General features: G+C 47.4%; 18 protein-coding genes. 3 read left to right on the forward strand and 15 right to left on the reverse strand.

Translation table 11 applies throughout. The features are described 5' to 3' along the window. Positions 1-20 precede the first annotated feature (20 nt). The 10 genes from ABC395_RS22300 to ABC395_RS22345 all read right to left on the reverse strand — a co-directional run bounded on the left by ABC395_RS22300 (position 21) and on the right by ABC395_RS22345 (position 13,483). A complete protein-coding gene (locus tag ABC395_RS22300; protein ID WP_413006032.1) occupies positions 21-3,209 on the reverse strand; it encodes a hypothetical protein in 3,189 nt (1,062 codons plus the stop codon). Then, positions 3,178-3,954 (reverse strand): hypothetical protein, encoded by a 777-nt coding sequence (locus ABC395_RS22305; protein WP_413006033.1) that lies wholly within the window; start codon positions 3,952-3,954, stop codon positions 3,178-3,180. Before ABC395_RS22305 ends, ABC395_RS22300 begins: the two co-directional genes overlap by 32 nt. Beyond that, complete coding sequence (locus tag ABC395_RS22310) at positions 3,920-4,852, reverse strand: queuine tRNA-ribosyltransferase (RefSeq protein WP_413006034.1); 933 nt, start codon at positions 4,850-4,852, stop codon at positions 3,920-3,922. The genes ABC395_RS22305 and ABC395_RS22310 overlap by 35 nt, the downstream gene beginning before the upstream one ends. Positions 4,853-4,949: 97 nt before the next feature. After that, a complete protein-coding gene (locus ABC395_RS22315) occupies positions 4,950-5,744 on the reverse strand; it encodes a hypothetical protein (protein ID WP_413006035.1) in 795 nt (264 codons plus the stop codon). A gap of 57 nt (positions 5,745-5,801) precedes the next feature. Then, a complete protein-coding gene (dpdA, locus tag ABC395_RS22320; RefSeq protein WP_413006036.1) occupies positions 5,802-7,832 on the reverse strand; it encodes a tRNA-guanine transglycosylase DpdA in 2,031 nt (676 codons plus the stop codon). 75 nt (positions 7,833-7,907) lie between these two features. Continuing rightward, positions 7,908-8,372, reverse strand: coding sequence for a VUT family protein (locus ABC395_RS22325; protein WP_413006037.1), 465 nt, complete (start codon positions 8,370-8,372; stop codon positions 7,908-7,910). A gap of 611 nt (positions 8,373-8,983) precedes the next feature. Continuing rightward, positions 8,984-10,639, reverse strand: a complete 1,656-nt coding sequence (gene rlmD / locus ABC395_RS22330) for a 23S rRNA (uracil(1939)-C(5))-methyltransferase RlmD (RefSeq protein ID WP_413006038.1) — start codon at positions 10,637-10,639, stop codon at positions 8,984-8,986. 5 nt (positions 10,640-10,644) lie between these two features. Then, the gene (locus ABC395_RS22335) at positions 10,645-11,574 is read right to left on the reverse strand and encodes a diacylglycerol kinase (RefSeq protein ID WP_413006039.1); all 930 of its coding nucleotides are present in this window, start codon (positions 11,572-11,574) and stop codon (positions 10,645-10,647) included. Between the two features lie 9 nt (positions 11,575-11,583). Next, on the reverse strand, positions 11,584-12,372 hold the full coding sequence (locus tag ABC395_RS22340; RefSeq protein WP_413006040.1) for a sirohydrochlorin chelatase: 789 nt from the start codon (positions 12,370-12,372) through the stop codon (positions 11,584-11,586). Positions 12,373-13,192: 820 nt separating this feature from the next. Then, the gene (locus ABC395_RS22345; RefSeq protein ID WP_009675256.1) at positions 13,193-13,483 is read right to left on the reverse strand and encodes a YerC/YecD family TrpR-related protein; all 291 of its coding nucleotides are present in this window, start codon (positions 13,481-13,483) and stop codon (positions 13,193-13,195) included. 285 nt (positions 13,484-13,768) lie between these two features. On the opposite strand from ABC395_RS22345, the gene ABC395_RS22350 reads away from it, so the two are divergent. Both ABC395_RS22350 and ABC395_RS22355 read left to right on the forward strand, forming a co-directional pair. Next, a complete protein-coding gene (locus tag ABC395_RS22350; RefSeq protein ID WP_413006041.1) occupies positions 13,769-14,368 on the forward strand; it encodes an aminotransferase in 600 nt (199 codons plus the stop codon). Between the two features lie 562 nt (positions 14,369-14,930). After that, positions 14,931-15,359 carry a thiol-disulfide oxidoreductase DCC family protein gene (locus ABC395_RS22355; protein WP_413006042.1) on the forward strand — a complete coding sequence of 143 codons (429 nt, stop codon included), beginning with the start codon at positions 14,931-14,933 and terminating at the stop codon, positions 15,357-15,359. 73 nt (positions 15,360-15,432) lie between these two features. On the opposite strand, the gene ABC395_RS22360 is transcribed toward ABC395_RS22355, so the two are convergent. Continuing rightward, the gene (locus ABC395_RS22360; RefSeq protein ID WP_413006043.1) at positions 15,433-16,665 is read right to left on the reverse strand and encodes a stalk domain-containing protein; all 1,233 of its coding nucleotides are present in this window, start codon (positions 16,663-16,665) and stop codon (positions 15,433-15,435) included. Between the two features lie 312 nt (positions 16,666-16,977). Here ABC395_RS22360 and ABC395_RS22365 point away from each other — a divergent pair, with 312 nt between their 5' ends. Next, positions 16,978-17,130, forward strand: coding sequence for a hypothetical protein (locus ABC395_RS22365; RefSeq protein ID WP_413006044.1), 153 nt, complete (start codon positions 16,978-16,980; stop codon positions 17,128-17,130). 589 nt (positions 17,131-17,719) lie between these two features. On the opposite strand, the gene purD is transcribed toward ABC395_RS22365, so the two are convergent. The 4 genes from purD to purM all read right to left on the reverse strand — a co-directional run bounded on the left by purD (position 17,720) and on the right by purM (position 22,318). Then, a complete protein-coding gene (purD, locus tag ABC395_RS22370) occupies positions 17,720-18,988 on the reverse strand; it encodes a phosphoribosylamine--glycine ligase (RefSeq protein WP_413006045.1) in 1,269 nt (422 codons plus the stop codon). A gap of 19 nt (positions 18,989-19,007) precedes the next feature. Continuing rightward, entirely contained in the window at positions 19,008-20,552 is a 1,545-nt protein-coding gene (gene purH, locus ABC395_RS22375) for a bifunctional phosphoribosylaminoimidazolecarboxamide formyltransferase/IMP cyclohydrolase (RefSeq protein ID WP_413006046.1), read from the reverse strand. An 85-nt stretch (positions 20,553-20,637) separates the two neighbouring features. Continuing rightward, entirely contained in the window at positions 20,638-21,276 is a 639-nt protein-coding gene (gene purN, locus ABC395_RS22380; RefSeq protein ID WP_413006047.1) for a phosphoribosylglycinamide formyltransferase, read from the reverse strand. Between the two features lies 1 nt (position 21,277). Continuing rightward, positions 21,278-22,318, reverse strand: a complete 1,041-nt coding sequence (purM, locus tag ABC395_RS22385) for a phosphoribosylformylglycinamidine cyclo-ligase (RefSeq protein WP_413006048.1) — start codon at positions 22,316-22,318, stop codon at positions 21,278-21,280. Between the last annotated feature and the right edge of the window lie 16 nt (positions 22,319-22,334).

The raw sequence follows: 22,334 nt of genomic DNA on the forward strand, positions 1-22,334 counted from the left end.
ACTATTTTATCGAAAGTTGCCTATTTATCGTTGCTCACAACTAATCTTATCTCTACAACTTCAAACAGATTAGGAAACTTCTCTTTAATCTCTTCTAACAGACGCTTACCTTGAACTGGTGGAAGGGTACTATAACCATTCTCAATGAGTAATCTAATATGTCTTTTTATAGAAGGCCTGATTTGAGAATTGTGATTTATTCTTTCGAGCAGGTGATAGATATTACCAACGTCTTCATATTCAAGATCATTCCGAATGACTTCAAGAAGGTTTATCTGGATTTGCTCATGTTGAAGTTTTCTTTCGACCAGTTCTTTTAATTCATAAAAGTCCATCGACTGCCACTCATCAATTACGGAATTGAGTTCAGATTCAATCTGTGAACCCTCCATTAAGAGTTCAACACATGCAATCATTTTTAATCGAAGTTCCTTAATTGGCTTTAGAATTTTTAATTGGACTTGAAGATTTAACAAATACTTAACTATAGTGCGCGGAGTTAAAGCAAGACAGTTTTTTAGATTTGATACCTTTTGCATATTAGCTAGAATTATCCTTTTTTTCTTCTCTAATTCAGACAAAGAGAACTTACCATCATCAACGATTTCTACTCCGACTTCTTCATAATTCGCATGCATACCACACTCAATAAGGAAGTCAACTACTTCCATTAAATCCTGGTCAAATTGCTTTAATAACTGATCAACTTCATTGTTTAAAGCAAAGAACCTATTAAATTGGATGACTAGCTCTGGTTGTTCTAATTGTTGTTCAAGCAGCGTATAGTTCACAAGGTCTTGTTGTCGAAGAAATTTCTTTTCGTTAAAAGTACAGATTTGGTCTGCAAGTTTAATCCATTCTGCTCTACTAGAACCCATTAGAAATGGTATCATCATTAGTCTTTTTTCAATTGATTGCCTAAAGCTTTGATGAAGCAGTTCAAGATAACCACTATAGCTTTCTTTTAAATTTGATAGGAATTCCTTCAAGGTTAGATTGCCTATTATATAGCTTTCTAACGTTTTAGAAGGTACAAGATTTAATAACCATAGATCAAATTCTTCATTCGCTAATACATCATCATCTGGTGTCTCATAAAAATTTTCACGTAACAAATACCAATCTGAATAACATTCATCAAGCAACGACATTAAGTCTTTGTTGAAGGGAGATTTTCCTTTCGCATCGTAAGTCCATGAAGATTCACTATATATTCTGGCTTGTTGCGCCCAATTCCTCATTCCATACACAAATACAGGTAACTTCAACCCAAGAGCCTGCTCGAGAGATTCAAACCATAATTTATGAATATTTTCTGCCTGATATATCCACTTTGAAGTTTCATATTCATTTGAGATTTTTTGAAATATATTTAATTTTTCTGAATACTTCATCGTTTGAAAGTTGGATATTTGAATACCAATGTAATCACGATTTACATTTATAGAGAACTCATCATTTTTGTCTAGTTTAATAGGATATCGCGTTCGATGTACAACTTCATTCCATTGAATAACTGAGGAGGTTCGAGATGTGAATGCGCGGTTCATATGTACCCCCTTTATAACATCATGTACCAGAGCAGCCACCCCAGATCTAACAGGTAATAATAGTTCATCGTTTACTTCTTTTCCTTCTATCCAATCTCTGACTACCTCTTTTTCATTGAAGACAGTATTATCATTTTTATACTCTATATGAAGCGGTTGTTCTTCCCTTGTATTACCTGCTGCTATCTTGTTTAACTTAATAGATATTTGAGTTTCGCTATAACCAAAGTGCTTTAACAAAGGTTCAGAAATTATCATTTGACTTGCATCTTCAGACGCATACCATTCAGATAGTGTTTTAATAAACATATCTTCATGCTCCGCAAACATTTCCCTGCGTATAAGTGGAAGGACTCTACTAACATGCTTTTTACCTTTTAGAAAGAAGCGTAAGATTTCCTTGCTATTCAGTATCATGTAACGTAATTTACCTTTTCCTATAGGGATAGCATCGTATGTGCGTCTTAGCATATGACTATTAAATGGGAGCACCTGAACTCCAAGATAATTAAAATTAGAATCTTTATTGCTTTCCTCTGGCAGAATACCAGAACATTGTTTGAAGTGCGGACATTTGAGAGAGCAGTTAAATCCCTGTGTCGCTTTCAGTTGGGTAAGATAATTTGCTATATAGGGTACTACTTGCTTACGATCAAGATTGAAAAAGTCTTTCCCCGACTCATCCGATAGCCATAGCTTTTTTACACGATCATTAATAGTATCAAGATTCTGTATTCTTTGTGTGAGACTAAACCCCTTCTCTGTATCCTGAACTGCACCAGGTGTCAAACCAATGACCACATCCCAGTTTCCTTCTTCTAATGTGATAAGTTGATCAAGGATACTGGTTGCGTAAATATTTACTGATTGAACTAGATCATCAATCAACAACAAAGGACGGATTCCTCTGCTTTTTATCTGCAAAGACATTTGTTTAAAAAGGGTTCCGATATCTTGTCCCTCAAAAAGAAAATGGTCCAACTGCCGCGAGAGATTTTGTCGAAATGCTGCGTATTCTAATGGAATATGAAGGGTTGTATTGGCGAGCAAAGTTTCAAACTGTTCCCGATGCAGCACCTCTAATGGATTTTTAATTTTTCCTCGTTTAACTTGTGATGTAAAATCAATAATATTTTGCTCAATCACCGGCCTTAACAATAGTGCTGTTGGAACGATCTCCTCATCGGACTCCATAGCTTCCGCTAATGTTGTCCAAACCATTTGGTTAACAAGCGTTATAGGCTTTTTAAGCAAAATCCCCCACCTGTCTTCATCAATACAAACATCTAGGGATAAATTCAGTGTGTCTAAACATTTTTTGATTAGGGTCTGAGGATTTAGTTCTGTTCGTGAGATTCGTATCACGGGTCTATCTGATACCTCCACTAGCCACTTATCTTTTAACCAACGAAGCAATTCGGATTTACCCGATCCTGTCGAACCGAATACTAAATAAACTCTGTTGCCGCTAGCATCAGTTTCTTGAAGTTCTTCCAACAGTTCATCTTCCGTAACCTCAGCGACTAACTGACTACCATTATACCTATGCATTACTTGCGGAAAATGTGTTTTTCTGAAGTATTCAGGTGATAGATCATATCGCTCATCTGCAGTACCAGCTAAAAGTTTAAGCGAATTTTTGTTGAGACAAGGAAGCATTAGTATCACATCTCCCCTCTACTTTAATCCAGTTCAACGTATTTTTTGGCCCATAGGATTTATATGGAAGGTCTTGCACATAACTCAATTCTATTTCCCCTGCCTCAGCTAATCCCATCAATGAAAAAATAATCGCCTTGTATATTTTCCCTTCTGATGTCAAGCACGGAATAACTGGATGAATAAATTTTTCACAGAATAGATGTAACCCACCCTCCCATGTCTCACTTCTTTCAATGATACTTTTTATTAATGAAAGTTGTGGAAGGGCGTAAAAACCGGAGTAGACACGTCTTCCCAATCCCCAACATTCCATCATTCGCTTCCATGCATTTATTTTTTCATGACCAACTACTGTCTTAATTAACTGACTATTAACTTGGTAATGAATATTGCTCAAAAATAGTCTATCTGGCTTTACAAATAACTGTTCAAAAATAGTCGCAAATATATGATCAAGAGAATCGCTAGGTATAGTATCAGAATTCGAGATTTTCCTTAACCTTAGAAAAATTTCTTTGTTAGTCCAAGCTTTATTTTGTGACACATAAAATTGTGCTTTGTCTTTATATATGAATTGCAAATCTTCTAATACCGTCAAGGCACATTCGATTAAAGAGGTAATGTCACCCTCTTCCCTATACTGGAATTTTGTTTTCAACCCATTTGTATCCAATCCAGGCTTAGTTCTTAGTTCCTCATAAATTACTTCAATTTCTGGCCCGTAACACATCTGGAACAACATGTTCGTCCCTCCTCTGCTTATTTTCTAAAATATCTTTAAATGTTCTTGATAAGTGATAATAATTGTGGACTGATCTTAACTTCATATATTCTCTTGGTGAAGGAATAAAAATCTGTTTTGCATTAATTTTACACACAGGGCATTCACAATGAAGTGGGTTTTCCAATCGAGGGCTTGTGGGTTTTGCTCTGGATTCTGATAGAAAAAAAGTTCTAAATGGTCTACTGTAAAATACCTGAAAGAATGCAGCGGCCATTGTTGGTCGAGTTGAATCAAATGACTTTACTCCAATATCAACCATCGCATTAAGTTGAGGAATCCCTGTTACTCCAAAGACATGAAGGTTTGCAGATCCAACAACATCTGAAGCCCTCCTAATCATTTCAATTTGTTCAGTCTGATGTTTAAATAACAAGGACCCAATCCCAAAATTTTTATATCCCATCTTAATTAACTCATAGGCTGAAAACTCTATACTAAATTGGTCATAACCTTGTATCACTCCCATTGGTTCAACAAATTTAGGAAGCTTATACCTATTAAAGAGATTTAAATATTCGTAGGCATTAAATAGTGTTCTTTCAATGGCCATGTAACGTTCAGATAAAGAATTCTTATTCAGCAGAGGTTCATCAAAATGAACCATTTGAATTTTGGCCGTTGAATCACAATCTTCCAAGATTGATTGTTGAATATCAAAAACATCTTTTAGCGGGGGCCTACTCTTTTGTTTAACATAAAAAACTGATCCACAATCTAGTATTAACTTTTTGGGTTTGTTTCTATACTTCTTTACTCCTCCTCTATTGTCTGGAATTGCACTTATTAACACCGAACACGTAGGAAAGTAATCACAAAAAATTGCATCACTATGTGACCAACCAATATAAAAATCCACACTACGCCCTCCTTTTTATACGTGATTATACGTGATAATTGAATTTTAGCATATTTTTCTTCATACAACTACTCTAAAAATATAAAAAAAGAAGCCCTCAGGCTTCTTTTATCCATTGTCTCCATATTTCATATATTAATCCGCGTTGTTCATCATTAAATTTAAATCGGCCATTATTTACATGTAAAACAGGGTTATCTCTATCAAAAAACTTGCCACTCCATTTTTCAAAATGAAATTTCTTTAATAGCAATGGCCGCGGCAAATTCGTCATTTGAGAACCAGCAATCCATTGTTCGATGAAATATCTAATATAGCAGTACCACGCTATAGAGGAGTCAGCAATAGATTTTTTTCGGAACTGTTTTCTTTCTATTACAGAAAGGTATCCTAATTCAGGGTAATCATTCATTAAAGAGTCAACGTATTTAATTAAATCTTTGGCTAATTGAGGGTATAAACTACGCTCAATTCGATAGTTTAGAAAATCTTCAAAAATATCATGTAGCGATCTAATGGTCATTAGCTTAGTGGAGTTGCTACTTATTTTTTCTCCCATCTCAATTAACCGTTCAAAACGCTGATAGGACATTAATTGATGTACGCAGTAACTAGGGAATTGTTGGACTTCAGATACAATTAGAACAACATATTCATCACCTTTACTACCGTTGGGCAATTTGTATGTAAACTGTGGGTTTGTCACTTGTAATTTATTGTTCATTAAATTTACAACAGTATCATAATTGATTAAAATGACGTCTTCGCCAATTACATCAGACTGAATTACAGGAAAACCCCAGTCTTTAATAGCACCTAATGGCAGTACTGTAAAATAAACATCATCATTCTTTCTGGTTAAATTGCTTACGTTTTCAAAAGTAAAAACCATGGAATTTCCCCCAACGCAAATATGCCTTAGTGTACCACACTAAGGCATATTTGCGCACTATTTATTCCACCGTTTCTTCAATTCCTGAATCTGACTGTAGTATACATGAGTATTATGAAAGCCTCTTCGTCTGTTCCTATTGTTACCTCTGAATACTATCACATCAATTCCAATTTCCCTACATATATTACAACTGCATTGTTCCCATGGTCGTTCAGATAAAACCTCTCTATACAAATCCTCATGAACATCGCGCTTTTCGCCAAGTATTTTGTCATATTCCAGTATAGCTTCAAGTGTAGAATCTAACTCCCTTGTCCCCGTGCTGAATTCCCTAAGAGCACCTAATGCCTCTTGTTCAAGCCTTCTATATTCCACAAACTCTATTTCATCACTATTTTGCAACATTTTTTTCACTCTTCCAGATGTTTCTTTCGCTTCTGGAATTCTAATTGCTGTATAGTGTTTACCACTCAAAGAGTGGTAATTATGTCCTGTTCCTAACCATGCCCTTCTCAACGGTGAAGAAGAGTCAAATGATGTTACACCCAATTTATGAAAAGACTCCATTGTTCTCACATCTCGCGCAACCCCGAACAAGTGCATTCGAAACGTAGGACTTGGAATAATAGGAGCTATCTCTTTTAGAATTTCATATATTTTTTCAGACTGTTCTCTGGCTAAACCTCCTAAGGCAATATAGTCATAACCTAATCCAATAAGATACTCGACCGCTCTTCGGAAAGAGGGTGGGTCCCAGCCTTGGACTATTCCTATCGGATGGAACTGATAGTTCTTTGTTTCTCTATTTTCCCTATACATACGTAAAAATTCTTCCGCCATCGTAAGGGTTAGTTCATAGCGCTGATTTCGAGTATTTTCATCTTTCTGGAAGGGTCCCACTATTAGATGGTCAATAGATACACCATAATCAAAACCTAAAGTATGATAGTAATCCATAATTTCTTCGGTCGTATAAGGTGGTACATCTTTATCAATATAACTAAAAGCGCCACAATCACCCATAATAGGATACTCTCTAGGTAGTTTATAAAAATCGTGCAAGCCCATATCTTTAATCATCTGATTTTTTTGTTTGGTGGCACTATCAATATTCACTTTAGAAACGAGCAACCCATCAAACTGAGGTCTATCAAAAATCTGATGAGCATACACATCATTTTCTAATGGATTTCTATTTTTTTCTGAGAAATCAGCCATAAAATCATAATTAGGATCTACCCTATCATCATTTTCTGGAAGATAGAACCTTGGTTCCTCGATGCAATTTATAGCAACCAACTCATCTGGTACAGGGAACATTTCATTGTAAAACTTTAATAGATCTTCTTTATCCGATGAGTCACTAAATAGCTCAGGTTGTTTAATTGAAGCAATTGAATCTAAAATAAACGATCTAATTTGATCAGGATGATGGGCTATTGTATCCCATTTCTGATCAATATTAGCTGTAATAGTACTCCTCAATAAATGTGCGAAAAGATACCCTTTAATACCTATCAATCCATATTTAAATGTTTTAGCTTCTTTTTCTCCAATAGTTAATACATGATAATCGTCCCAATTTAGAATTCTAGAACGACTGGATGCTCCAGCAAAAAAGATAGCTTTTTGATTTTTTTTAAGCTTTAGTGGCCACTCTACAGCTTGTAGATACTTATCTCCGAGCAAGAAAAAAATAATATCGTATTCAGCAACCTTTTTTTGTAGTGCCTGTGTGATTTTGAGTTCACGCGCCCATTTTTTTATAGTCTGCGAATCCATTGTATTAAAAGTCACTTCATAGGGAACAATTTGCGCATCTTCATTCAGAAGGCCATAACCCGCTGAAATTATGCAAAGGTCAATATTTCCACCCTTTTGCCTATATTCTTTAATACCAGTCATTAGCGCAAGATGCTGACTACCTGTGTACATTTCATCAGCACGTTCTTTGAATTCCAATAATTCTTCTTCTCTTTGTTTTAATACATCTTTATTCTTGAAATCATCAAATACAAGCTGATTTATCGGTTTATGCAACTTCTCTCCAGTACAAGAAGTGACAACAAGAATACGTTTCGACAAAAACATCCCATCCTTTATTAACACAATATAAAATAGGGCGAGAGCGCCCTATTTATAAACAGCTTTTGCTTTGTTTTAAAAAAATTTTTTTACAATCATTGCAGCGAATAATTGAACCAATGTTTTAACAATGATTTGACCGACAATAGCCAAAAACACAGCATTCCATGCAAGAATATTGGCTCCCAATGGGGATAGACCAACAACAACAAAAATAATACTATCTAATATTCCTCCAACAATCCCGCTGTATGCTACCCTCATATGAAAAGGTAGTTTAAGACGTGAATAGATTTCGGTATCTGTGGTCTCAGATACTGCGAATGTAATAATTGAAGCAAACACAATCCAAAGTGTGTCACCAAGTAAATATGATGTTAATGCTGATAAAACCATTGCTATTAAAATAAATAAATAAGTCTTCTGCCGACCAACATAATTTTGTACAAAATCGCGGAATATAAATGTTGCCCCTATTATAAAAGTCCCTGCCGGAATAATGAAAGGACCGATAAAAAACGGGGGTACTCCTGCTGTCACGACATTTGATGAAATAATAGCTATTAAATAAGCTATAATTGTTAAGTATTTAATTTTACATCACCTCTTCATTTCTATCCATCACTAATTATAACATCACTTTTTGTTCCGAGCTACCCTCGCCAGACTAATTAATTTATCCAATCGTTGGCTAGTTTGGGGTACAAAAACATCTCGTTCTTCTTGATAACCTATCAAATCGAGTTAATTTAATTGCTATATTAACCTTCCATACATTACCCTACTCATCCCCATCAAACAATTCCGATAAACCACCTGTCCACGGATGAAGGATACATCGGCCACCTTGCCATTCCCATTTCCGGAACAACCTTGACACAGAAGCATTACTACAACAATGAACATTTATGGCCACGCTCATGGGACTGTCGATCAAGCTGCTGCTGCTGATAAATTCGAATTATTCTTTACATCTAAACCTCCACAAAGACAATAAGAAGACGCCTAGGTTCCCCTGGCGTCTTCGGTTCATTTAGGCTGATTTCTAATCGATTTTCACATTGATTTTACATCAAACCTATATTTCGCCCCATGTACTACTGATATTTTTTATCTCTACCATATCGAATAACCCAGTAAATATACGGTTTTTAATGCTCTGTACCATCCATCACCAACAAAGCCACCGACTCGACATGCACAGTATGCGGAAACATATCCACCGGCTGAACACAGACGGTGCGGAAAGCACCATCCTCGAGCACGCGCAAATCGCGCGCGAGGGTCGAGGCGTTGCACGACACATAGACGACCCGCTCCGGACGGAGCTGGAGGATCGTGTCGAGCAGTCGCTCGTCGCAGCCTTTGCGGGGCGGATCGACGACGATGACGTCGGGACGAACGCCCGCGCGCTGCCACTCGGGGAGGACGTCCTCCGCTCCTCCCACAGCAAACTCCGCGTTGCGGATACCGTTCAGCTCCGCGTTGCGTTTCGCGTCTTCGATCGCCTCCGGCACGATCTCGACGCCGTATACCTTCTTTGCATGCTTGGCCAAGAAGAGCGAAATGGTGCCGATGCCGCAGTACGCATCGACCACGGTTTCGCCGCCAGTCAGCCCGGCATATTCGAGCGCTTTACTATAAAGCGCCTCGGTTTGTACCGGGTTGACCTGGAAGAACGAGCGGGCTGAGATAGCAAACTTGACGTCTCCGATATAATCGTAGATGACTTCCCGGCCCCAGAGAACGCGCGTCGTCGCTCCGAAGATGACATTGGTCCGTCCAGTGTTGACGTTCTGGCAAATGCTTGCCACGCCCGGTATCGCCGCGCGAATCTGCTCGATCCATTCCTCCGCATGCGGAATCTCTTTGCCGTTTGTAACGAGTACGACCATGATCTCGCCCGTGCGGAAGCCGACTTTTACGACGACATGCCGAAGCAGTCCTTCGTGTGTTTCTTCCCGGTAAGCGCGAATACCGAGTCCGCGGCCAATTTCTTTGACCTTGGCGATGACTTCATCGTTGTTCGCATGCTGGATCAGACAAGCTTCCATGTCAATAATCCGGTGGCTGCCCTGCGCGTAAAATCCGCCGACAAGCCCGCCCTGCTCCTCGCCAAAAGGAACCTGAGCTTTATTCCGGTATCTCCACGGATCGCTCATGCCAATGGTCGGATACACGACGATACCGTCCTCCTCGGAAGCACGCTCTGGAGTAGTATTGCCGTCAACCATACCAACACTTAATACAGCGGCATCTCCAACTACATTTCCTGCCTCCGCATCCGCTTCTTTAGCCACCTTAAGCTTCCCGATCCGCTCCAGGTTGTCCACGACGAGCTGGCGCTTTACCTTCAGTTGAGCCGCATAGTCCAAGTGCTGTAGCTGGCAGCCGCCGCACTTGTCGTAGATCGGGCACGGCGCGCCGACACGGTCCGGGCTCGATTCCAATACTTCAAGCAGTTTGGCGTAGCCGTACTGCTTTTTGAGCTTGAGCACCTTGAGACGCACCCGCTCACCCGGCAGGGCACCGGGAACAAAAAGGGTGAAGCCTTCGACGCGGCCCACGCCTTCTCCGTCATGCCCGATACCGATGATCTCGGCGGTATACTCGCCGTTCTTCTCCACCGGCAGACCTGCCAGCGCAGCGGAGCGTTTGCTCCCGGCTTGAGGTGCGGATGTCCGCTCTGCCCGGGCTCTTCCGCCGAGATTTTGCCCCCGCGAAGCCTCACCCTGCCGCCTACCCGACGTCACCCCGCCCTGCGGTTTCCCCGCAGACGCGCCGCCCCGCCGTTTATTTTTACTCATATCGTTTAACTCCCTAATCTGCGTTGATGTTTATACGTGGACTGGCCGGACTCATCCACAATGATCTCGATGTGCGACTGCAGGTTGGTGAAAACCGCCGGCAGCGTTCCGCCAAGCTCGCCGTCCAGGTTGATCTGCACGTAATCCGGGGACGAAATTTCGAGCTTTCTCGTCTGAAAATAGACGACATTCGGATCGTTCGTGTGCTCACCTTTGAGCGCCATGGTGGCGATTTTGATAAACTCCGGCAGGTTGCATTTCTTGAGCACGATGACGTCAAAAAGCCCGTCGTTCAAACTCGCGTCGACAGCCAGCTTTTCAAAGCCCCCGACGGAATTGCTATTGGTAATGAGGAACAGCATAACGTCCTCGTTGATTTCCATTTCATCGGACTTCAAATGCATGTGAATCGGCCGCAGGCGCGGCAGCATTTCGAGTCCTTTTACATAGTAGGCAAGCTGCCCGATCATGGTTTTGAGCTTGCTGGGCACTTCGTACGTCAGCTCCGTCATGGAGCCCCCGCCCGCAATATTGATAAAATATTTCTGGTTCACTTTACCGACATCGATCGGTCTCGAATACCCGCGGACGATAAGATCCACGGCGTCTTCCCAGTCGCGCGGAATGTTCAAAGCCCTGGCAAAGTCGTTCGTCGTTCCGAGCGGCAAAATACCCACCGGAGGCCGGTTAGGCTTCTCGCCCATCCCGTTAACCACTTCATACAGCGTTCCGTCTCCGCCCGCCGCAATGATCAGGTCGAACCCGCGGTCCACGGCCTGCGAGGCCGCCAGCATCGCGTCTCCCTCGCCAATTGTCGCATGGGTGGACGTTTCGTAACCGCCCCTCTCCAGACGCTGCAAAATTTCCGGCAAACGCTTGCGCATTTCTTCCCGCCCCGAAGTGGGGTTATAGATTAATCTAGCACGTTTGGCCATTTCTCTTTATCACCTTTTTTGCTCATAATGGTCCCGGTTAAAAAATGAGGCAACCTGCCGCTCCAGCCACTCGCTGACCTTCGGACTCGGCAGTATAGATTGCCCGTTATATCGGTAGTCAAACCCTTCCAGCCTGGAAGGAATCACTTCTCTCGTAAAATAGCCCTCACTTAAAAAAAGCGGCGCAATGATGACCGCATGCCCGGGCTTCCGCTCCCGCCACCATTCCAGCTTCCGCTTCGTCTGGTCCGGCAGCAGCATCGCCACGTCCGTCGTTCCGAAGCCGCCGGTCTTTTTCAATGCCTGGGCAATCCGCTCCAGACTTCCGCGCCATGCCAAATGAAACAACTGCTCGACGCTGCCATGCCCCACAAGCAGCACGATCTCCCGCTCGGGGTCCTCCGACAGGCTGCGGATTTTCTCGTACACCATCTCCGCCAGCAGCTCGGCGTCCTCATCCATAGGCGGCGTCATATGCACGCGCGCCCTGATTTCGAACGGATCCAGATCCGTCGGCAGAAGCGGCTCGGGCTTCAGGCCCAGCGCGTACGCGATCTCGTCGAGATGCGTGCTTCCTTTGGATACAAAAAGCGGGATTACGATCAGATCGGTCACACCACGGTTTTCTAACCAGGTAATCCCGTCTTGAATCAGCCGTCCGTCCACAAGCTCCAGGAACGAACCGAACAACGGAACGCCCTCCGGAACCCGCATTCCCCCTACGGCTTCATCCACCAGCTGCACCCATTCCCGGCTCCGCGAGCCGTGGCTGATTACCAAAACTCCATACTTCCGCATGGCTTTCACTCCGCTTCCGTTCATCCTGCTTTCATGCTATCTAAACTGGCCCCTTATGTCAATAAACAGGAAAAATCCCCATTTACGGGTGTAAAGAGGGGGATTTTAAGCCTTTTGCGGTCTGCTGTTGTGAGAATGGATTCGTTTGTAAGCATCCGACTATTACTACCATTATAAAAGAGGTTCCGCAGTATTTATGAGCCCCGGCTTATCTTACCCGAAGATGCAGCGTAAAGAAACTCAAAGCCGGACCGTTCAGACAGATAAAAGCATCGCGCAGACGCTTCTTTCCTAGTCTAGCCGCCCCCGGAAAAATAAGGCTCCGCCCATCCCCGCAGGTGTTGTAAACTCTCGTGGTGTGACGGGCGGTGTGTACAAGACCCGGCGGTAACTCTCATGCCTTCGGGTATCTTCTAGAACGACAAACGCCTTGATGTGTCAGGTGACGAACGAATCCATTTCTTTAAGGCCGACACCCCATGACCGACATGAATCAGTACTTTCAGCATCATGATCGTGTTCCGTTTGAAAGATCATTCGTCCACTACCAGTGGACACCATGAAATTACGAGGTCATCGAACGTCACAGCCTTACCGTCAAGCTGCCCATCATCGGCCCTCTCTCGGCATCCGGTTCCGCCCTTCGAAATTTGTACCGAACAGACAACAAAGCAGCCAAAGAAGAGTCTTTATGAACCGGTCACGATCCTCGGCCAACTTCCCTGAAGCATCTGGCTCTTGCCAACCATCACTGCTTCGCTTTTGCAGTTTCCGTCTCCTGACTAGGGAGCAAAATCCGGTGACGCCCCTCCGGGCCGCTCTAGCGGTTCAGACGATCCAGCGTCAGTACGTAACCGTCGTTTCCGTAGTTCAGGCACCGTTTAACGCGCGAAATCGTTGCTGTGCTTGCGCCCGTCTCGGCTTCGATCTGATTGTACGTGCAACCTTTGCGCAGCATGCGCGCCACTTCCAGACGCTGCGACAGCGACTGGATCTCGTTCACCGTACAAAGATCGTCAAAAAATGTATAGCATTCCTCCAGGCTGTTCAATGTAAGAATCGCCTCGAAAAGCTGGTCAATCGCTTTATCATTTAGTTTTTTCAACTGCATATCTTCAACCCCTAGCATTCCATTTCATCTGGTATTTCTGGACAATCGGTAGAGCAATAACTTCTATTTCGACAGGTTTATTATAATCTCCTTCCTTTACAATTGCAAAACAGTAAAATTTTTAAGCGTTACCGCTCTAAATCGCGACCTTCTCCTGGTAGTGTACATTTGGCCGTTCCGGTTCCCGTGACATTTTCCCCGTACCCGTGATATCCGTCCAGTCCAAACGTTTGCCTATCACATAGGATACAGCAGTAAATCCTTTGCAAAGGATCGTGAATTCAAGTGAGCTATCGTTATCCGACACACGGCCGACAGCCGGAGGTGCAAACCAGAAGCTTGTTCTCGCCGGGTCCGGCAGGAGGGCAGGGCGGAGCTCCTTTCCAGGGCGGCGGAATACCGGGAGGAGGCTTTGCTGAAGGCGGGTTCCCGGGGGGCGGCTTTTCAGGCGGCGGGTTCCCGGGAGGCCCCGGGGGCGGAGGTTTTCCTCAGGGCGGTCCCGGATTTTCCGAATTCGGCCAGAATTTGCCCGTTCCCGTTAACTCCGCGGCACCGGCCGCCGCAGCCGGAAGTTCGGCAGGAGGAGCCGGCGGCCTCTTAGGCGGGATGAACATCAACCAGATCAAAGGCTTCATTGACCGCATGGGCGGAATTGAAGGCGTCATCGGCACCATGGGTAAAGTGCAGAAATTCGTCGGCTCCGTCCAGCAGTTCGCTCCCATGATCAAACTGCTGTTCAGCGGCTTCGGAGCCAAGGCGGCCACCAAACGCGCAGATTCCGCATACACTCCCAAGCGCAAAAAGAAAAGAAAATCCGGGTCGGCCAAACGTAAAGGCCAAACAACTAAAACAAACAAGCGCCGCAAACGGTCCACGCGCAGGTAATGCATCATTCCGGGTCCCCGGCAGGGGCCCGGGTTTTTCATTTCCGCCACAGCCAACTAGGAGCCCTAGTCAAAAGATCGCTTCCACAATCAAGAACTATATCGGTTCCGGCACAAAAAATATATAGAATCCTCCTCCATTTACATAAAATAAACAGGAAAATGTTTTGGATATAGTCTCAGCGAGCTGTCCGTCATCTCCCGCTTGAAATAAGGATCACAATCTCAACACATCACCTACGCTTTTACAACCGTCACTCACAGCTTTCGCAAGGTTACGGTGCTGTATGGGCTGCGATCCGGAAACAACAGCCGGCTACCCCGCAAGCTAAAGCTGAACGGGCTAGGCAGACCGCTGTGCATGAGCGCTATGCAGAGCGCTATGCAGATCAGTGTGCAGACCGCTGTACGAGCGCTATGCAGATTGCTGTGCAGACCGCTGTGCATGAGGGACACTGTCCCGCCCAAGCACACGCTAAGCTCCGCCCGCCTTCATCTCCGCCTCCCCCGCTCCCCCTGTGATATACTTGACGTATACTCACTAGGACGGGCGGGTGATCCCTATGAAGGCTCCAACTCCCGGCCCGGAAACTGTCTCCGGGCCGGTGGTCTTGTTCGACGGCGTCTGCAACCTGTGCAATGCCGCCGTCCGGTTCACCGTGCGCCGCGACCCGGCCGGACACATCCGGTTCGCGGCGCTGCAGTCGGAAGCCGGGCAGCGGCTGCTTGCCCGGCACGGCCTGCCTGCGGCCTCCTTCGATTCCTTCGTACTCATCGAAGGAGGCCGCGCCTACACGCAGTCGTCCGCCGGACTGCGTGTGCTGCGCCGGCTGCGGTACCCGTGGCCGCTGCTGTACGGCTTCATGGCGGTGCCGAAGCCGGTCCGCGATGCGGTGTACCGCTGGATCGCGCGCAACCGCTACCGCTGGTTCGGGCAGCGGGACGCGTGCATGGTCCCCACGCCGGATCTGCGCCGGCGTTTCCTCGACTAGGGACCGACCCCATGCCATAAAAATAAATAACCGGCATCTCATCGCGAGACGCCGGTTATTTATTTTTACCCTTTTATTGGAAAGTTACTTCCATTTGGTTATGCGTATGACTCAGCAGTTGAGATGCCGCGGATTTTTGATTCGATTGGGATTGGAAGCCTGTCAGAGTACGCGCTTCAGCTTCAGCCTGCTGCTTCGGTTGTCCGTTTACGAACTCGCCTTCGTACAGAAGCTTTCCGCTGGCATCGTACAAACGACCGTAGCCTTGTGCAAGGTTTTTACGGAATCCGCCTTCATAGATGACTTTTCCCTTCTCGTTGTATTCCGTTCCGAAGCCTTCACGCTTGCCGTTTTTATACATACCGACATATTTCCAGCCGTCCGACCAATGGAAGACACCCGCGCACTCAATGCCTCCTTTGGAGAAGAAGCCTTCGAACTTGCTTCCGTCCGCCCAGTTGATTTTGCCGACGCCGTGGAATTCGTCTTTATCGAAGAAACCGACATACTTGTTATAACCGGTAATGCTGCCCGGCGGTTCGCCGCAAGGTTCCCACGCCCAGTAGTAGGTGCCGTAGCCCTGCTTTTTACCCGCTTTCCACAGACCGTCGTATTCCAGATGCTTATCGGCGTAATACGATTTGCCTTGTCCGTCGAATTTGTTCGCTTTCCAGTTACCGTCATAACGGAGCACGCCATTCGGGTCGTAGTACTTGCCTTTGCCTTCAAACTTGCTGTTTACCATATACCCGTCGTAGAATACCTTACCGTTCGGGTAGAAGAGCTTGATGTAACCGGTGTAACCTTGATTCTCCGCCTTCAGCAATTTCTGAGCTTGTGGGGATTGTGTCAGCGTACCTGTGTAGAGGGTTTCCAGCACATCCGTAAGCAGGGTATCATTCAAGGAAATGAGTGCATTCTCCCCGTCTACTTTCAGCTTGCGTCCCGTCAGGTCCGCGAATGCCTGCAGGTTGAGCTTGTTCCCGCTTTGAAGAACGGCGGCACCCGCATTGACCGTCTCGCCATTCACTACAAAAGAACTGGAGCCGGATACCAGCTCGATTTTGGAGCCGCCTTTGGAAGCGATCCAGCCTTTACCGTATACGTTTTCCTGCACCGTGTAGCCGAGACTGCCAAGAACCGGCGCCAAGTCCACATAAGCTGTTTCTCCTGAAATTTGAGGTTCCGCCGACAGTCCGATTGCCTTGTCGTTGACTTCTAACTGCGTTCCAGAGGCTGCGGAAGCCGCAAGCGGAAGCAGGAACAAAGCCAGCATCAGAGTCAATCCGTAAACTAACTTTTTCATTTCTCGCCCTCCCAGATACAAATCTTTTCTGTTCTACTTTACGATACATAATGTAACTTGTAAATAGGTTATTTGAATTATTGATACAAAATGTTTCAAAAATAGAGTAGAACTCATTTCCTGGTACCTGCCGCCCTGCGAATAGCCCTTTCGTTTAAGGTCATACTAAGCCAAATTGCTCTGTTTTTCCTTCTTTGAAAACCGCCATCCTAGCAATTTCGTTCTTAAAATTCCGGCTTCTTATGCTTTCTTATTAAGTTTATAAAGAAATAATTTTTCAGAGAAATTTCGGCGTATTGGAGGGTTTCGTGAATGAGTATGATTGAGGCATTTATCCGGGCACATTGGATTCCGATAGTGCTGGTAATCGGCTGTTTATATGCCGTCTATCTTGTATACAGCAAAAAAAACGAGCTCCAACTGTATTGGCTGAACAAAAGGGAAGCGAAAAAGCGCCGGTCATAAGCCGGACCTCTCCGATATCCTTTACAATCTTTTTAAATGAAGGAAAACGATCTCCCTGCATGCGGGCTGAATGTATACAAACAGGCCATTTTTCCGCACCGTGCGAAGCTTCAAGCGCGCAGTACTCGGCGTCGCATGACGTTGGTCAACCTTTCGATATGCCCCCCTTTGCACACCTACAGAGACGTAAATGGAGATACGGTAAAAGACAGCAACCACATACATGTATTCTTCCCCTGGCCTGTGAAAAAGTAAAAAACGCACGGTTCTTCCGAAGAAGATCCGTGCGTTTTATTTGGTTAAACCGCTGAAACCAAAAACTGTCCGAGCCCAAGCAAAAACCGGAGTGGAACAATTGCCTACATCGGTATCGGCCTGGAGCGGCGCCGTCTATATGCCGGCCAGCTCGGCGATGGTGGCGGATTGCGAGGAACCATCATCCTCTGCCGCCGCTTCATCGATGTCCATGCTTTATCGTGAATTCCGCCCGGCCTCTACTTCATGGAGTATAATGCTCCAGCACGATATCGTTCCGGTTCTGCCGCCGCTTCACGGCCGCTCATGCTTTAAGCGTGGTTTCCGCCGGCCCTTACTTCATCGCATTCAAAGCCTTCAACGCGATATCCGTCCGGTTCTGCTTCCCTTCGAAGGAGATGCGGTCCGCGGCGGCATACGCCTTCTCGCGCGCATCGGCAATGTCACGGCCCAGCGCCGTGACGCCAAGCACACGGCCGCCGCTGGTCACCAGCCGGCCGTCTTCAAGCGCCGTACCCGCATGGAACACGAGGGCGCCGCCTGCGGCGTCCAGGCCTTCGATGGGCAGTCCCTTCGGGTACGAGCCGGGATAGCCGCCGGATGCGAGAATCACGCATACGGCCGCTTCCTCGCTCCACTCGATATCAAGGTCCGCCAGGCGGCCTTCGAGTGTCGCCAGAATGATCTCCAGCAGGTCGGTTTTCAGCCGGGGCAGAATGACCTGCGTCTCCGGATCGCCGAAGCGGGCGTTGAACTCGATCGTCTTCGGTCCGTCCGCTGTGATCATCAGTCCCGCGTAGAGTACCCCGCGGAACGGGCGCCCTTCCTTCACCATCGCCTCGGCCGCCGGCTTCACGATGGTGTCCAGCGCCTGCTGCACGATCTCCTGCGGGATGTGCGGCACCGGCGAATACGTGCCCATGCCGCCGGTGTTGGGTCCCTTGTCGCCGTCGAAAACCGGCTTATGGTCCTGGGAAGGCACCATCGGCTTCACGACATTGCCGTCAACGAACGCCAGCAGGGACATTTCCTGTCCTTGCAGGAATTCTTCGATGACGACGCGGTTGCCGGAAGCGCCGAACTGCTTCTCGACCATAATTTCCTTCAGCGCTTTTTCCGCTTCCTCCAGCGTCGAGGCCACGATTACGCCTTTGCCGGCGGCCAGCCCGTCCGCTTTAATGACGATCGGCGCTCCGAGCTTGCGCAGGTAAGCCAGCGCAGCCTCGTAGTCCTCGAACGCTTCATAAGCGGCCGTAGGAATCTCGTATTTTTTCAGCAGATGCTTCATAAACACTTTGCTTCCTTCGATCTCCGCCGCCGCCCGGTTCGGGCCGTATGCGCGGATGCCGTGCTCTTCCAGGTAATCCACGATGCCTTCGTAAAGCGGATCGTCCGGTCCTACCACGACCAGATCAATGCTGTTCTGGCGGACGAACTCCGCGATCTCGGCAAACTGGAACTCCGTAATCGGCACGCATTCCGCCAAATCCGCAATGCCTCCGTTGCCCGGTGCGCAGAACAGAGCCGTCACCTTCGGGCTTTTGCGAAGCGACCAGACGATCGCATGCTCCCGACCTCCGCGGCCGATAACCAATATGCGCATAGTGTCCCGCCTCCCGCTTCTAGTGTTTGAAATGACGAACGCCGGTCATTACCATGGCGACGCCTTTATCGTTTGCCACTTTAATCGATTCTTCGTCTTTAATCGAACCGCCCGGCTGAATGACGGCCGTAATTCCGGCTGCCGCGGCAATTTCCAGCGTATCGCCCATCGGGAAAAACGCGTCGGAAGCGAGTACCGCACCCTTGGCCTTCTCGCCGGCCTGCTCAATCGCAATCTTGGCGGCGCCTACGCGGTTCATCTGGCCAGCGCCGATACCGATCGTCATATCCTCGGTCACCAGCACGATCGCGTTGGACTTCACGTGCTTGACGACTTTCCAGGCGAGCAGCAGTTGTTTCAGCTCGGCTTCCGTCGGCTCGCGGTCGGTCGCCACCTTAAGGTCGCCTTCCGAGATCGCGTGAACATCGCTTTCCTGTACAAGCATGCCGCCTTCTACGGAAGTAACCAGGTGCAGCGCTTTGCGCTCTCCTACGTTAAAGTTGCCCAGCTTCAGCAAACGGATGTTTTTCTTTTTCTGGAGGATTTCCAGCGCTTCGGCCGTAAAGTCAGGCGCAATAACGATCTCCAGGAAAATTTCGTGCAGCAGCTGCGCCGTTTCTCCGTCGATCGGACGGTTAGCCGCGATAATTCCGCCGAAAATGGACGTAGGATCGGCCGCGTATGCTTTCTCGTACGCTTCCTTCACGGACGTGCCGATTCCGACGCCGCACGGGTTCATATGCTTCACGGCGACGACAGCGGGCTCCGTAAATTCCTTCACGATTTGCAGCGCCGCATTCGCATCGTTGATGTTGTTGTAAGAAAGCTCTTTGCCGTGGATCTGCTCCGCTGTCGCGATGCTGCCTTCACCCGCAAGCGGTTTGCGGTAAAACGCCGCTTTCTGATGAGGATTTTCCCCGTAACGCAGGTCCTGAACCTTCTCGTACGTAACCGTATAGCGTTCCGGGAACTCTTCTCCCACTTGACCGGACAAATATTCGGAGATCAGGGAATCGTAAGCCGCCGTGTGACGGAAAACTTTTGCCGCCAGGCGTTTGCGCGTTTGAAGTGTCGTATCGGCATTTTCACGGACTTCGGCAAGTACCGTATCATAATCGGCCGCATCCACCACAACCGAGACGAAAGCGTGGTTTTTCGCTGCCGAGCGCAGCATCGTAGGTCCGCCGATATCGATGTTTTCCACCGCATCCGCATACTCCACATCCGGCTTTGCGATCGTTTGCGCGAACGGGTACAGGTTGACGATCACGAGGTCGATATACCCAAGACCCAGCTCTTCCATCACTTTGCGGTGCTCCGCATCGTCACGGATGGCCAGAAGGCCGCTGTGTACGGCGGGATGCAGCGTTTTTACGCGCCCGTCGAGAATTTCCGGAAATCCCGTCACATCGGAAATGCCGATGACCGGTACTCCCTCTTTTTCCAGAAGGGTCTTCGTTCCCCCCGTCGAAATAAGTTCGACGCCCAGCTTTGCCAGCTCCGACGCGAATTCCACAATGCCCGTTTTGTCCGATACGCTGATTAACGCTCTTTTGATTGCCACGATTTCTCCTCCTATGGGTTGGAAAGTCTGGTTTAAACCTTTGTATACTTCATGCGATTAAATCTCTCCGTACAAAAAGCTCCTTCTATTGTTCCGCAGCCTCGGCCGTCTCCGGTTCCGAAATACGCACAAGCTGGCCTTCCAGCGTCACGCGTCCTTCCGCGATCCAGCCGATCGCAAGAGGAAGCAGCTCATGCTCCGCCGCATGCATGCGCCCGGTCAGGCTTTCTGCCGTATCGTCCTCCCGGATTTCGATGGCGCGCTGGGCGATAATCGGTCCCGAATCGAGCCCCCCGTCGACGTAATGCACCGTAACCCCGGTCACTTTAACGCCGTATTCGAGCGCCTGATCGATCCCTTTGATTCCCGGAAAAGACGGGAGCAGAGACGGATGCACATTAATCATCCGGCCGTAAAACGGCTCCACCAGCACCGGCGTCAAAATCCGCATATAACCGGCGAGCACGATCAGATCAATTTCTTTCTCACGCAGAAGCTGAAGAATTTCGGTTTCGTAAGCTTCCCGGCTGTCGTACGTTTTGGGAGAAAAAGCGAAAACAGGCACGTCCGCCTGTTTTGCCCGTTCCACCACTTTCGACTGCGGCCGGTCGCTGACGAGCAGCGTGAGCTCCGCTTCAAGTCTGCCGCCGCGAACGGCGTCCGCGACCGCTTGAAAATTCGACCCGCTTCCCGAAGCAAACACGGCGATCCGCAGTTTCCCCATTCTAAACCTCCGCGCCTTCGAATGTCACGATTTTATCGCCTTCCGTCACTTCCCCGATCCGGTAAGCTTCATGACCGTACGATGCGGCAATTTCCAGCGCCTTCTCCGCATCTTCCTGTGCCACGATGATGACCATGCCGATCCCCATGTTGAACGTACGGAACATATCATTGTTCGTAATGTCGCCTTCACGCTGCATAAGGGAGAAAATCGGCAGAATCGGCCAGGAACCGTACTGAATGTTGACGTTCACGCCTTCCGGCAGCGTACGCGGGATGTTTTCTAGGAAGCCTCCGCCCGTAATGTGAGCGGCGCCTTTGATCTCCACCTGCTCCAGAATGCCGAGAACCGGCTTCACATAAAGCTTCGTCGGCTCCAGCAGCACGTCTCCGAGAACTCCGCCAAGCTCTTCGATGTTGTCATGGAGGCTGTGTCCCTTTTCTTCCAAGAGCAGCTTGCGCACGAGCGAGAAGCCGTTGCTGTGCACGCCGCTCGAAGCAAGCCCGATCACGGCGTCGCCGGGGCGGACGGTGGAGCCGTCGATGATTTTTTTCTTATCCACGATTCCTACGGTAAAACCGGCAATGTCATACTCCCCTTCCGTATACATGCCCGGCATTTCCGCCGTTTCTCCGCCGATCAGCGAACAGCCGGATTCCGCGCAGCCGTCGGCAATCCCTTTTACAATCGCTTCGATCTTCCCGGGAATGACACGGTCGCAGGCCAGATAGTCCAGGAAAAAGAGCGGCTCCGCACCCTGCACCACGATATCGTTGACGCACATCGCCACGGCATCGATCCCGATCGTATCATGCTTGTCCATCGCAAACGCGATTTTGAGCTTCGTTCCGACGCCGTCGGTGCCCGATACGAGTACCGGCTCTTCGTACTTGTCCTTGTTCAGGCTGAACAGCGAGCCGAATCCGCCGAGTCCCGTCAGCACTTCCGGACGGAATGTTCTCTGCACATGTTTCTTCATCCGTTCTACGGCTTCGTTACCGGCCGCGATGTCGACACCCGCTTTTTTGTATGCCTCCGACACTAGTCTCACTCCCTAT

The sequence above is a fragment of the Paenibacillus canaveralius genome (assembly GCF_047238265.1).
Lineage (GTDB): Bacteria > Bacillota > Bacilli > Paenibacillales > NBRC-103111 > Paenibacillus_F.